Origin of the sequence: Marinobacter sp. (assembly GCF_041687235.1) — a bacterium.
In the GTDB taxonomy this organism is placed as follows: Bacteria; Pseudomonadota; Gammaproteobacteria; order Pseudomonadales; family Oleiphilaceae; genus Marinobacter.
In genome coordinates, this window is the sequence record NZ_JAWLCH010000014.1 from 22,726 (window position 1) to 35,097 (window position 12,372).

Annotated in this window: 11 protein-coding genes; 10 read left to right on the plus strand and 1 reads right to left on the minus strand. The window is 58.6% G+C overall.

The genetic code is table 11. The features are described from left to right. The first annotated feature begins 12 nt into the window (after nt 1–12). From murD to lpxC, 9 genes are all read left to right on the plus strand, one after another. Nucleotides 13–1,353, plus strand: a complete 1,341-nt coding sequence (murD, locus tag ACESMK_RS16220; protein ID WP_373001026.1) for a UDP-N-acetylmuramoyl-L-alanine--D-glutamate ligase — start codon at nt 13–15, stop codon at nt 1,351–1,353. Next, nucleotides 1,353–2,552 (plus strand): putative lipid II flippase FtsW, encoded by a 1,200-nt coding sequence (gene ftsW / locus ACESMK_RS16225; protein ID WP_373001028.1) that lies wholly within the window; start codon nt 1,353–1,355, stop codon nt 2,550–2,552. Before murD ends, ftsW begins: the two co-directional genes overlap by 1 nt. Next, nucleotides 2,545–3,630 (plus strand): undecaprenyldiphospho-muramoylpentapeptide beta-N-acetylglucosaminyltransferase, encoded by a 1,086-nt coding sequence (gene murG, locus ACESMK_RS16230; protein ID WP_373001030.1) that lies wholly within the window; start codon nt 2,545–2,547, stop codon nt 3,628–3,630. The genes ftsW and murG overlap by 8 nt, the downstream gene beginning before the upstream one ends. After that, the gene (murC, locus tag ACESMK_RS16235; RefSeq protein ID WP_373001032.1) at nt 3,623–5,068 is read left to right on the plus strand and encodes a UDP-N-acetylmuramate--L-alanine ligase; all 1,446 of its coding nucleotides are present in this window, start codon (nt 3,623–3,625) and stop codon (nt 5,066–5,068) included. The genes murG and murC overlap by 8 nt, the downstream gene beginning before the upstream one ends. Before the next feature lies 1 nt (nt 5,069). Continuing rightward, nucleotides 5,070–6,041: a D-alanine--D-alanine ligase gene (locus ACESMK_RS16240; protein WP_373001034.1), complete on the plus strand. Its 972-nt coding sequence runs from the start codon at nt 5,070–5,072 to the stop codon at nt 6,039–6,041. Beyond that, complete coding sequence (locus ACESMK_RS16245) at nt 6,034–6,873, plus strand: cell division protein FtsQ/DivIB (RefSeq protein WP_373001036.1); 840 nt, start codon at nt 6,034–6,036, stop codon at nt 6,871–6,873. The genes ACESMK_RS16240 and ACESMK_RS16245 overlap by 8 nt, the downstream gene beginning before the upstream one ends. 36 nt (nt 6,874–6,909) lie before the next feature. Continuing rightward, nucleotides 6,910–8,145 (plus strand): cell division protein FtsA, encoded by a 1,236-nt coding sequence (gene ftsA / locus ACESMK_RS16250; protein ID WP_008176504.1) that lies wholly within the window; start codon nt 6,910–6,912, stop codon nt 8,143–8,145. A gap of 98 nt (nt 8,146–8,243) precedes the next feature. After that, nucleotides 8,244–9,401, plus strand: a complete 1,158-nt coding sequence (gene ftsZ / locus ACESMK_RS16255) for a cell division protein FtsZ (protein WP_008176500.1) — start codon at nt 8,244–8,246, stop codon at nt 9,399–9,401. A gap of 212 nt (nt 9,402–9,613) precedes the next feature. Beyond that, complete coding sequence (lpxC, locus tag ACESMK_RS16260; protein ID WP_104323272.1) at nt 9,614–10,528, plus strand: UDP-3-O-acyl-N-acetylglucosamine deacetylase; 915 nt, start codon at nt 9,614–9,616, stop codon at nt 10,526–10,528. Between the two features lie 11 nt (nt 10,529–10,539). Here the strand turns inward: lpxC and ACESMK_RS16265 are convergent, their stop codons facing one another. Then, nucleotides 10,540–10,986 carry a DciA family protein gene (locus ACESMK_RS16265; protein ID WP_373001039.1) on the minus strand — a complete coding sequence of 149 codons (447 nt, stop codon included), beginning with the start codon at nt 10,984–10,986 and terminating at the stop codon, nt 10,540–10,542. 216 nt (nt 10,987–11,202) lie between these two features. Here ACESMK_RS16265 and ACESMK_RS16270 point away from each other — a divergent pair, with 216 nt between their 5' ends. Beyond that, nucleotides 11,203–12,156, plus strand: coding sequence for a M23 family metallopeptidase (locus ACESMK_RS16270; protein WP_373001041.1), 954 nt, complete (start codon nt 11,203–11,205; stop codon nt 12,154–12,156). Nucleotides 12,157–12,372: the final 216 nt, after the last annotated feature.

The window sequence follows — 12,372 nt, forward strand, 5'->3', positions numbered from 1 at the left end:
AACGCTGCAACTATGAGTGTCATTGTTTCGGATCGTCGCACACTGGTCGTAGGGCTCGGTAAAACCGGGCTCTCCTGCGTGCGCTATCTGTCTGAACAAGGGCGGGAGATAGCAGTAGCAGATAGCCGGGCAACCCCGCCGGGGCTGGACGAGCTCAAGGCCGGGTGGCCGGATGTCCCGGTGCACCTGGGCTTGTTTGACCCGGAGTTGTTTGCCGGCTTCAACGAGTTGGTCGTGAGTCCTGGTATCAGTATTGCCGAGCCCGCTATTGCCAGAGCGGCGAAGCAGGGTGCACGTATACGGGGCGACATTGATCTGTTTGCGGAAGCAGCAGATGCGCCTATCGTGGCCATCACCGGCTCTAACGGAAAAACCACAGTGACCACTCTTGTCGGCGAGATGGCAAAAGCAGCGGGCCGGAGAGTTGAGGTCGGCGGCAACATCGGCACGCCGGCCCTGGACCTTCTGGGCCAGGGTGCAGACCTGTACGTGCTTGAGCTGTCCAGTTTCCAGCTGGAGACCACGGACGAACTGAACGCCCTGGCGGCGACGGTGCTGAACGTCAGCGACGACCATATGGACCGGTATCCGAACAAGATGGCCTACTTCCAGGCCAAACAGCGCATCTTCCGCGGCTGCAAGAACGCCATCGTTAATCTGGACGATGCCCTGAGCACGCCTATGGCGAGGGACAACCTGAGGTTCCTGTGTTTCGGTTTTCACCGGGTGAACCCGGAAACCTTCAGTACCCGGGACGATGACCAGGGCACCTGGATCACCTTTGGTTTCGATAACCTTCTGTTGGCCAGTGAACTGAAACTGATGGGTCGTCACAATATCAGCAACGTGATGGCTGCCCTTGCCCTGGGGCACGCAGCCGGCCTGCCCATGGATGTGATGCTGACGGTCGCCCGGGAATTTCCGGGGTTGGCGCACCGATGCGAGTTTGTGCGCCGGTTGAACGATGTGGATTTCATCAACGATTCGAAGGGTACCAATGTCGGTGCCACGGTGGCCGCGATTGAGAGCCTCGCTCCGGAAAATGGCAAGGTGGTGCTGATCGCCGGCGGTGATGGCAAAGGCGCCGATTTTACTGCGCTGGAAGCCCCTATTGCGCTGCACTGTCGAGCCGTGCTGCTGATCGGCCGTGATGCTCCTGCCATTGCCGATGTGCTGGGAAGCGGTATTCCGGTATATCGCGCGGAAAGCCTGTCCGAGGCGGTTTCCCGATCCGCCGAGCTGGCTGTGCCCGGGGACCGGGTTGTGCTTTCGCCGGCTTGCGCCAGCTTTGACATGTTCCGCGATTACCTCGATCGCGGTGATCAGTTCCGTTCACTGGTGGAGGCCCTGTGATGCACGCAGACCTGTCCCTTCAGAATCGGAACCAATGGCTGGGAGAAATCCAGCCCCTGCCGATGCTGGTGATCAGCTCCGTAGCATTGCTGGTGATGGGCGTTGTGATGATCTCTTCGGCATCCATGGACATGGCGGCTGAAACCATGGGTAACAGCTATCACTACGTGATTCGCCAGGTGATGTTTGCCGGTCTCGGTTGCCTGCTGGCCCTGGTGGCTGTGAACGTGCCGGTTGCTTGGTGGGAGCGCAGCGGCTGGCTGCTTCTCGGGATTGGTTTGCTGGCGCTTGTGCTGGTGCTGACGCCTCTGGGCCGGACTGTCAACGGTTCGACCCGCTGGATTCCATTTGGCCTGTTCAACATACAGGTGTCGGAAGTCGCGAAGCTTTGCCTGATCGCTTACCTGGCAGGCTACGTGGTCCGTCGTCGGGATGAGCTGCTCAATACCTGGGCTGGGTTCCTCAAACCACTGGTTGTGCTCGGGCTGGCCTCGGTTCTGCTGGTTATTCAGCCGGACTTTGGCGCCACCGTTGTGCTGGTGACGGCGGCAGCAGGCATGATCTTCCTGAGCGGCGTGCGGTTGAGCCGGTTTGTGCCCTTGATTGGCACGCTTGCTGTGCTCGGCGCCGTCCTGATTGTTACCCAGCCATACCGACTGAAACGGGTCGTCAGCTATCTGGATCCATGGAAAGACCAGTTCGACAGCGGGTATCAGCTGACGCAGTCGCTGATCGCCTTCGGTCGCGGAGACTGGGGCGGCGTCGGGCTTGGTAACTCGATCCAGAAATTGTTCTATCTGCCCGAGGCCCATACCGATTTTATCTTCGCCATTATTGCCGAGGAGTTCGGCCTTCTGGGCTCACTGCTGGTGCTCAGCCTGTTTACCATACTCGTCGTCACCGGGTTCGTGATCGCACGCCGGGCAGAGAAAGCGGACATGCCTTTTGGCGCCTGTTTCGCCTATGGCCTGACCTTGCTGATCGGACTGCAGGCGGGGATCAACATGGCGGTCAGTACCGGCCTTCTGCCGACCAAGGGTCTGACCCTTCCGCTGGTCAGCTACGGTGGATCAAGCCTGATGATTACCTGCGTCTGCATCGGGATTCTGGCACGGGTGGAAATGGAACGTCTCGATCGGGAAAGGCTTGCCCGGGAAAAGGCCGGCCCCAGGAAGCGGGGAGGTGCAGCTTATGACTGACCAGCGCCGCTTCCTTATGATGGCTGGTGGTACCGGGGGGCATGTTTTCCCGGCCCTGGCAACGGCCCGGGCACTTGAAGCGCGTGGTCACCAGGTCTATTGGCTGGGTGCCAGTGGCGGTATGGAGCAGAGGTTGATCGGAGAAACCGATATTCCCCTTTCTCTGATTCATATCTCCGGTTTGCGGGGCAAGGGCAAGCTTGCCCTGGTACTGGCGCCATTCAGATTGATGCGTGCGTTGGGCGAGGCCTTCACCATACTGCGCAAGATTCGCCCGGATTGTGTCGTCGGCATGGGCGGGTTTGTCACCGGCCCCGGTGGCGTCGCGGCCTGGCTGAGCAGAACACCGCTGGTGATTCATGAGCAGAATGCCATTGCCGGTATGACCAACCGAATTCTGGTGCGATTTGCGGAAACGGTATTGGAAGCATTTCCGGGCAGTTTCGGTCCGAAAGTTGTCACTCGCTGCACTGGCAATCCGGTCCGCGAGGATCTCGCGGCCCTGCCGGTTCCAGAACAGCGCCTGGCGGGACGCGAAGGCGCTCTCAGGTTGCTGGTGATTGGTGGCAGTCTCGGCGCCCAGGTCTTTAATGAGCAGCTGCCGGAGGCCCTGGCGCTGTTGCCCGAAACCGATCGACCGATGGTCCGTCACCAGTGTGGTGAGCGTCATGCGGACATGGCGCGCGAGGCCTACGATCAGCACGGGGTTCAGGCCAGCGTGGAACCGTTCATCAAGGATATGGCCGAAGCCTATCAATGGGCAGACCTGGTGCTCTGCCGGGCCGGCGCTCTGACGGTTTCTGAGTTGTGCGCGGCAGGTATCGGCGCAGTACTGGTGCCGTTTCCCCACGCCGTGGATGACCACCAAACGAAAAATGGGCAACAGATGGTGGCGGCGAAAGCGGCCATCCTGATTCCCCAGGCAAAAATGACCCCGGCGGTGCTGGCGGAAACCCTGGGAGATCTGGCCCGGGATCGCGGCCGGGTAACTGATATGGCGAAAGCCGCGCGAACGCTGGCCCGCCCTGATGCAACGGAGAGAGTCGTGAATTACTGTCTGGAGGCCGCTAATGGCTGATGCAACCAATCCACCCCTGGTCTATCAGGTGCCTGAAATGCGCCGGATCCGTCACATCCATTTTGTGGGGATTGGTGGTGCGGGGATGAGCGGCATCGCCGAGGTTCTCAAGAATCAGGGCTACGACGTTTCCGGATCGGATCTGAAAGAGGGCGCTGTCACCGATCGCCTCAAAGCGATGGGTGTTGAAGTCCAGATCGGTCACCGGGAAGAGAACAGCGCCAGTGCCGATGTGGTTGTGGTTTCCTCGGCGGTATCGGCGGAGAACCCGGAAGTCGTGGCGGCTCGCAGTCGTCGGGTGCCGATCGTTCCCAGGGCAGAAATGCTGGCGGAAATCATGCGCTACCGTCACGGCATCGCCGTGGCCGGAACCCATGGCAAGACCACAACCACCAGCCTGATCGCATCCATTCTGGGTGAGGCGGGGCTGGACCCCACCTTCGTGATTGGCGGCAAGCTGAACAGTGCCGGCACCAACGCCCAGTTGGGAGGTTCCCGCTATCTGGTGGCGGAGGCAGATGAGAGCGATGCCTCCTTCCTGCATCTGACGCCGGTGATTTCGGTGGTGACCAACATCGAAGCGGACCATATGGATACCTATGGTGGCGATGTCGAGAAGTTGAAACAGACCTTCGTGGACTTTCTGCACAACCTTCCATTCTACGGCGTGGCGGTGATGTGCGTGGACGATGGTTACGTTCAGGAGATTATTCCGCGGATTTCCCGGGCGATTATTACCTACGGGATTGACAACCCGGAGGCAGATTACCGCGCCGAAAGCATCAATTCCGATGGCCTTCGGACCCACTTTGTGGTGAAGCGTCCGGCCGGTCGCAGCGATCTTACAGTCGAGCTGAAAATGCCGGGCCGACACAATGTACTGAACGCACTGGCGGCCATTGCCGTGGCCACAGACGAGGGCGTTGACGATGACGCCATCTGCCGCGGGCTGGCGGGCTTTGCCGGTGTCGGGCGCCGTTTCCAGGTTTACGGCGATTACAAGACACCCAAGGGCACGGTCACCCTGGTGGACGATTACGGGCACCATCCCACGGAAGTCGAGGCGGTTATCCGTGCGGCACACGATGCCTGGCCGGAACGTCGCTTGGTCATGCTTTACCAGCCACACCGTTTTACCCGGACTCGCGACCTTTATGAGGACTTTGTTCGCGTGCTCTCGGAGGTTGATGGGCTGCTTTTGATGGATGTCTATTCCGCCGGTGAACCGGCGATTCCCGGCGCTGACGGCCGCGCGCTGTGTCGCAGTATTCGTCAGCGCGGGCAGGTTGAGCCGGTGTTTGTTGAAGATAATCGGGAAATTGAAGCGCTGCTGGCCAATGTCCTGCAGGATGGCGACCTCCTGATAACCCAGGGTGCCGGCGATATCGGTGGCGTGGCAGCACGGTTGGCGGCCGCGGGGGTAACTGCTGGTGAGTGATATGCATCATACCGAAGCACAGGCCTATCAGGCAGACCCCGAGCTAGTGCGGGCACTCGGACGGGTTGCGGTCTTTATGGGCGGCGATTCCGCCGAGCGGGACGTGTCCCTGAAGAGCGGTAAGGCGGTGTTGGCGGCGCTGGTATCCGCCGGCGTGGATGCCTATGCCGAGGATGTTCGGGGGTGCCTGCTAAGAACGGTTGATAATCCGCAGTTCGATCGGGTCTTTATTGCCTTGCACGGCCGTGGCGGCGAGGACGGTACTCTCCAAGCCATTCTCTCGCAGGCCGGGATTCCTTATACCGGCAGCGAAATGCTGGCCTCCGCTCTGGCCATGGACAAGCTCAGAACCAAGTACGTATTCGAAGGCTGCGGTTTGCCAACGCCGAAGTTCCGGACCATGTCCAATGCGGATCAGGCGGAACAGATAATTGCTGAGTTGCGGGCGCCATTGAGTGTGAAGCCTTCCCGGGAAGGCTCCAGCATCGGTATCCGCAAGGTGCATAGCGCACAGGAACTGATCGAAGCCTATGAGGCGGCGGCCGCACTGGACAACCTCGTGCTGGTTGAGGAATGGATCGAAGGGCCGGAGTTCACCGTGAGCCTGCTGCAGGATCGGGCCCTTCCGGCTATTGGCCTGAGCGCCAGCACTGAGCACGTGTTTTACGACTACGACGCCAAGTACCTGGCGGACGACACCCGCTACCGAATTCCCTGCGGCCTGGCACCGGAGGATGAAGTTCGCCTTCAGCACCTGGCATTGGATGCGTTCCGGGTTGTCGGCTGCCGGACCTGGGGCCGTGTCGACATCATGCAGGACAGCGCCGGCAAGTTCTGGCTGCTGGAAGTCAATACCGTACCGGGGATGACCGATCACAGCCTGGTTCCTATGGCGGCGAAGGCGGCGGGCATCAGCTTTGAAGAACTGGTGGTCCGGATACTGAAAGACACCCTGGAGGGCGCCGATGCTTGAAACACTGCTGATCCGGAGTCGGGCGACACCGTCCGAGCCCCCGCGGCGTCGGGGGGCAACGTCCCTTGGCCCTGAGCGGGACCGGTTTGGCGTGTTGAAGGGTGTGCTGGCGGCGGTGCCCTGGCTCCAGGTGGGCATGGGGGCTGTGATCGTTTTGCTGGCTGCTCTTGTGCCCTGGGGCACGGGCAAGGTGCTGGGTGCCATGGACCAGCAGATCCTGGCGGTGGATGTGAAAGGCGACTTTGTCGGTGACAGTCGTGTAGCGATAGAGCGAGCCGCAGGGGACTGGATCGGCAAGAGCTATTTCGCCACGGATCTTTCGGAGATCAAAGCCAGACTTGAACGTCGTCCCTGGGTTGAGTCTGCCGCGGTGCGCCGGGTCTGGCCGGACAGATTGGTGATCGATATCCGCGAGAAGAAGCCTCTGGCCTATTGGACAGACGGGCGCCTGGTGAGCCGCACCGGAGAACTGTTTGCACCGCCCAACCCGGAGGTCGCAGGTCGACTGCCCCAGCTGGCAGGGCCCGACGAAAGAGTGCGGGATGTGATCAATATGGCGCGGACCATGAGCGACAGACTGGTCGCCCGCGGCCTCGGATTTTCGGGCCTGGCTCTGGAACACCGGGGCGCCTGGACGCTGCAATTGGCCAATGGCATCGAGGTGGTGCTTGGTCGGGATCAGGTGGAACAACGGTTTGATCGGTTTATCACGGTATACGAAAACCGGCTGGCAGCACGGTCGGACGAAGTCAGTCGGGTGGATGCCCGCTACACCAATGGGGTAGCGGTCAAGTGGAGAGCTGTCGAAACAGCCTCCAGCCCAAAATCATAGCAACGGTTAATTCAGACCTACGGTTTGGTGGAACACATGTCATCGGTTGAAACGGAAAACATGATTGTCGGCCTCGATATCGGAACCTCGAAGGTGGTTGCGATTGTCGGCAAGCGCAAGATGGACGGCACCATCGAAGTGGTGGGCATTGGTTCCCATCCTTCCCGGGGCCTCAAGCGTGGAGTAGTGGTGAATATTGAAACCACGGTCCAGGCCATTCAGCGCGCTGTGGAAGAGGCGGAGTTGATGGCAGGGTGCCGCATTCACTCGGTGTATGCGGGGATTGCCGGCAGCCACATCAAGAGCCTGAACTCCCACGGGATTGTTGCGATCCGTGACCGGGAAGTCACCCAGGCTGACATAGACCGTGTGATTGATGCCGCACAGGCGGTCGCGATTCCTGCAGACCAGAAGATTCTTCACATTCTGCCCCAGGAATTCGTGATCGACAGCCAGGAAGGCATCAAGGAGCCGATGGGTATGTCTGGCGTGCGCCTGGAAGCAAAGGTGCACCTGGTGACCTGCGCGGTGAATGCCGCCCAGAACATTGAGAAATGCGTGAAGCGCTGCGGCCTTGAGGTGGATGACATCATCCTGGAGCAGTTGGCATCCAGTCACGCCATTCTCACCGAGGACGAAAAGGAACTGGGAGTCTGCGTGGTAGATATCGGTGGCGGCACAACTGACATTGCCGTGTTTACCGGAGGGGCTATCCGACACACCGCAGTGATACCGATCGCCGGCGACCAGGTGACCAACGACATCGCGATGGCGTTGCGTACGCCGACCCAGAATGCAGAAGAAATCAAGATCAAGTATGCCTGTGCGCTGACCCAGCTGGCCGGGGCTGATGAAACCATCAAGGTGCCCAGTGTTGGCGACCGTGCTCCGCGGGATCTGTCCAGGCAGGCCCTGGCCGAGGTGGTGGAGCCGCGCTATGAGGAGCTGTTCACCCTGGTGCAGTCAGAATTGCGCCGGTCCGGGTTCGAGGACCTGATTCCGGCAGGCATCGTTATAACCGGCGGTTCCTCCACCATGGAAGGTGTGGTGGAACTGGCCGAAGAGATCTTCCACATGCCGGTAAGGCTGGCCTGTCCGCAGGCAGTCTCCGGCATGACGGAGGTGGTCAACAATCCGATCTACGCCACTGGCGTCGGGCTGTTGATTCATGGTTTCCGCCAGATGGATCTGGGGCGGGCACCGGTGCTCAAGGGTGAAGATGCACCCTCGCTGTTTGAGCGCATGAAAGCCTGGTTTACCGGTCATTTCTGACAGAACCGGGTAGGTAGTACACGAAGGTATCTCGAAAACACAATCTCGAACAAACAGCCCGGAACAAGGGCTGAAAACAGCACGAAGGAGTAGGGGAAATGTTTGAACTCGTCGATAATGTCCAGCAAAACGCTGTCATTAAAGTCGTCGGTGTAGGCGGTGGTGGCGGCAACGCCGTTCGCCATATGCTTAACAGCGACATCGAAGGTGTGGAATTCATCTGCGCCAACACAGATGCCCAGGCGCTGACCGATATGGATGCGCGCCAGATCATTCAGCTTGGTGGGAATATCACCAAGGGGCTGGGTGCCGGTGCCAATCCGGAGGTTGGTCGTCAGTCCGCCCTGGAGGATCGTGATCGCATCGCCGAAGCCATCAAGGGCGCGGACATGGTCTTCATTACTGCGGGCATGGGCGGTGGTACAGGCACCGGTGCTGCGCCGATTGTGGCGGAAGTGGCCCGTGAACTGGGTATCCTGACCGTTGCCGTTGTCACCAAGCCTTTCATGTTCGAAGGCGGCAAGCGCATGAGCGTTGCCGAATCCGGCCTGAAAGAGCTGGAGGAGAGCGTCGACTCCCTGATCACCATCCCCAATGAAAAGCTGCTCGCGGTCATGGGCAAGAAAACCAGCCTGCTGGATGCTTTTGCTGCAGCGAACGATGTGCTTCTGGGCGCAGTGCAGGGTATCGCCGACCTGATTACCCGTAACGGTATGATCAACGTCGACTTTGCCGACGTGAAGACGGTCATGTCCGAAATGGGTATGGCCATGATGGGCACCGCTCGCGCCACTGGCGAAAACCGTGCGCGGGAAGCAGCCGAAGCGGCCGTCCGCAGTCCGCTGCTGGAGGACATCAACCTGCAGGGTGCCAAGGGTATTCTGGTCAACATCACGGCCGGTATGGACCTCAACCTGGGCGAATTCTCCGAGGTTGGCGACATTGTGCGTGAGTTTGCTTCTGACTCTGCCACCGTTGTTGTCGGTACCGTCATTGATCCGGAAATGACCGACGAACTGAAGGTAACGGTTGTTGCGACCGGCCTGGGTGGTGATCGCGAGAAGCCAACCAAGGTTGTGGACAATACCCGTACCCTGGATGGAAAAACCGATTACAACCAGCTGGACCGCCCCGCTGTTCTGCGTCGTCGGGCCGTTTCCCATGGAAACGTGGCTATTGACCAGAGCAAGGATAGCGAGGAGCAGGGTGTCGACTATCTCGATATTCCCGCATTCCTCCGTCGGCAGGCTGACTGATAATCTGGTGCAATTGTGATCCGGTTCCGGTTCGTGTGCGAAATATGGAACCCGAAAACCGGTAAATACGTGCACTGATTGCCATGGGTTGCGTGCTGGATGAACATTCAGCAACAACGGATTGGTTAAATGGTATTCAGTCTTATTTTCTGATATTCTCCGGGCAGATTTTTGCCTAGAATATCGCCTTTTTGTGACGGAATTATGTACCGATGATCAGACAACGGACACTTAAAAACACCATCCGTGCCACCGGTGTTGGCTTGCACTCGGGTGAGAAGGTCTACTTGACCCTCAAGCCTGCCCCGGTGGACTCCGGTATCATCTTCCGCCGTACCGATCTTGACCCCATGGTGGAGATCCGTGCCTGTGCGGAAAATGTGGGTGAGACCATGCTGTCCACGACGCTGGTAAAAGACGGTGTCCGTGTGGCAACCGTAGAGCACTTGCTCTCGGCCATGGCTGGTCTCGGGATTGATAACTGTTTCGTCGAGCTCAGCGCCGCGGAAGTGCCGATTATGGACGGTTCTGCCGGTCCATTCGTGTTCCTTCTGCAGTCCGCCGGTATTGCCGAGCAGGACGCGGCCAAGCGCTTTATTCGTATCAAGCGTGAGGTAACGGTTGAAGAGGGCGATAAGAAAGCAACCCTGCTGCCTTTTGAAGGTTTCAAGGTAAGCTTCGGCATCGACTTTGATCACCCGGTGTTCAAAGGCCGCGCCCAGACTGCCACCGTCGATTTTTCCAGCACCTCCTTTGTGAAGGAAGTGAGTCGGGCACGGACGTTCGGGTTCATGCGTGACATCGAAAAATTGCGTGCCATGAACCTCGCACTTGGCGGCAGTGTGGATAACGCCATCGTCGTTGATGATTACAAGATCCTCAACGAAGACGGGCTGCGCTATGACGACGAATTTGTGAAGCACAAGCTGCTTGATGCTATCGGCGATCTCTACCAGCTGGGCAACAGCCTGATTGGTGAATTCCGAGGCATCAAATCCGGCCACGATCTGAACAACAAATTGTTGCGCAAGCTCAGGGCAGAAGAGGATGCCTGGGAAGTGGTTACCTTTGATGATGAGGCCACTGCCCCGATTTCCTACATGAAGCCTGTGCTGGCGGCGGGTTGAAGCAGGAGGCTTTAATCCCGGACGTGGCTAGCGAGTTTTTCGAGAACCTCGCGTAATGCTTTATCCTTCGTGTGCCCGGCTTCCTCTTTGAGGAGCCGGGCATTTTCTTTGCTCAAAGGCTCTTTCCTGAACACTGGCTTTTCCTGGAATCTGGGTGGAGCGACTTTTACCTTCAGTTTCCAGACGAACCGGAATAGCTCGTTCTCCCGAAGTTTTTCCATGATCTCGTGTTGACGGAACCGGATCTGACTGGCTTTGCCGGCGGTTTCCGCGGTCAGTACCAGTTCGCCGTCCTTGCAGCTGACAAAGCGTGTCCCTTTGACCAGGTCCTGTGGCAGGGCCGCCAGAACTGCCTCTTCTGCCTGTCGATGGAGCTCGGCCTTTGCCACGAGTTCCTTGAGCACTGGTGTCCTGCCAAGCTTGTCAAAGGTCATTTTTTGCTCGCTTTTTCGTTTCATGGCGGCGTTTTTACTCGACGACTCCGTTTACGATTGGTTACACTTCGGCACGGTTTATGCGTAGTGCCTGTATTACACTCGTTTTACATTGTGATAAATGAGTATGTCTACCGGGCGCTGCAATTTTTTCAGTATGTAGCTGTTGCCAAAGGATGGCAGACCCACTCGGATTCTTTTCCGGGGCGCAACACTACAGGATGCAGTTGCGGCTCAACGATGAAACCAGAAGATGATATGAACATAATTCTCGTTGGCAAACACCACGGAAAGTCCCGTGTGTTGGCGATCAACGGCACGCTTGCTGCCGGGCTGCTGTTTTTGGTGCTTTCCATGCTTGTTGTTGCTGGCTGGGCCGGTTATCGGGTGGCAGTTGAGCAGGCTGAATCCAGGGAACCGACCAATTCGGAGCTGGTGGCCGACTGGCAGCTCAAGCTGGCAGAGCAGAAAGCTGAGTTAGTCACGATTGAAGAGAACGTCCAGCAACAGGTGGATGCCCTGACCTTGCGCCTGGGCGAGATCCAGGGGCGCCTGCTGCGCCTGGACGCCCTGGGCCAGCGGTTTGTGGAGTCTGGTCTGGTCGCCAGTGATGAATTCAACTTTGACCAGCCTGCAGCGGTTGGTGGTCCTGAAGATTCCCTGTCCGGCGATTCCTTTTCGGCGCCGGAGCTGACACGGATGATCCAGGAGATGGAGCGGCGGATCGAGGATCGTGAACAGCAACTGCGGTTACTGGATCAGCTGGCATCCACCAAGCGTCTCGAAGACGAACTCTACCTTGAAGGCCGCCCCATCACCTGGGGCTGGCTCTCCTCAAAGTACGGCTACCGTTCTGACCCATTCACCGGCAAGCGCACCTGGCATGCCGGCGTTGATCTGGCCGGTAAGGAAGGCAGTGATATTATTTCGGTTGCCGGAGGAGTGGTCACGTTTGCCGGGGAGCGATATGGCTACGGTAATCTCGTGGAAGTTGATCACGGCGACGGCCTGGTAACTCGCTATGCACACTGCAAGACCATCAAGGTGAGCGTGGGTGATGTTGTCCAGAAGGGCCAGGTTGTTGCGCTGATGGGCAGCACCGGGCGCTCGACCGGCCCCCATGTACACTTTGAGGTGATCCGGAACGGCAAATCCGAAAATCCGGAAACCTATATCAAACGTGCGAGCCGCTGATTCCGCCCCGGCGCTCGCCCGTTGTATTCCGTATTTCTCCATTATTCCGCGCCAAACCCGATTTTTATCCGCGAATCCGGTGTCTCCTCGGCGACTAATGTCGCCTGTGTGAGGCCTGCCTTTTGTCCTGTTACAAAATAAGGTTAGAATGCCGGCTTCCTCCGTTTAATCAAAGAAGCAGTGGTCTATGTTCACAAAGCTTGCAACCAAGATGTT

Bases quoted from the DNA above. Each gene is read 5' to 3' on its own strand.
- lpxC (WP_104323272.1), top strand. From the start codon at position 9,614: ATGATCAGACAACGGACACTTAAAAACACCATCCGTGCCACCGGTGTT.
- ftsW (WP_373001028.1), top strand. From the start codon at position 1,353: ATGCACGCAGACCTGTCCCTTCAGAATCGGAACCAATGGCTGGGAGAA.
- ftsA (WP_008176504.1), top strand. From the start codon at position 6,910: ATGTCATCGGTTGAAACGGAAAACATGATTGTCGGCCTCGATATCGGA.
- ACESMK_RS16270 (WP_373001041.1), top strand. From the start codon at position 11,203: ATGAAACCAGAAGATGATATGAACATAATTCTCGTTGGCAAACACCAC.
- ftsZ (WP_008176500.1), top strand. From the start codon at position 8,244: ATGTTTGAACTCGTCGATAATGTCCAGCAAAACGCTGTCATTAAAGTC.
- murG (WP_373001030.1), top strand. From the start codon at position 2,545: ATGACTGACCAGCGCCGCTTCCTTATGATGGCTGGTGGTACCGGGGGG.
- murC (WP_373001032.1), top strand. From the start codon at position 3,623: ATGGCTGATGCAACCAATCCACCCCTGGTCTATCAGGTGCCTGAAATG.
- ACESMK_RS16245 (WP_373001036.1), top strand. From the start codon at position 6,034: ATGCTTGAAACACTGCTGATCCGGAGTCGGGCGACACCGTCCGAGCCC.
- ACESMK_RS16265 (WP_373001039.1), bottom strand. From the start codon at position 10,986: ATGAAACGAAAAAGCGAGCAAAAAATGACCTTTGACAAGCTTGGCAGG.
- murD (WP_373001026.1), top strand. From the start codon at position 13: ATGAGTGTCATTGTTTCGGATCGTCGCACACTGGTCGTAGGGCTCGGT.
- ACESMK_RS16240 (WP_373001034.1), top strand. From the start codon at position 5,070: ATGCATCATACCGAAGCACAGGCCTATCAGGCAGACCCCGAGCTAGTG.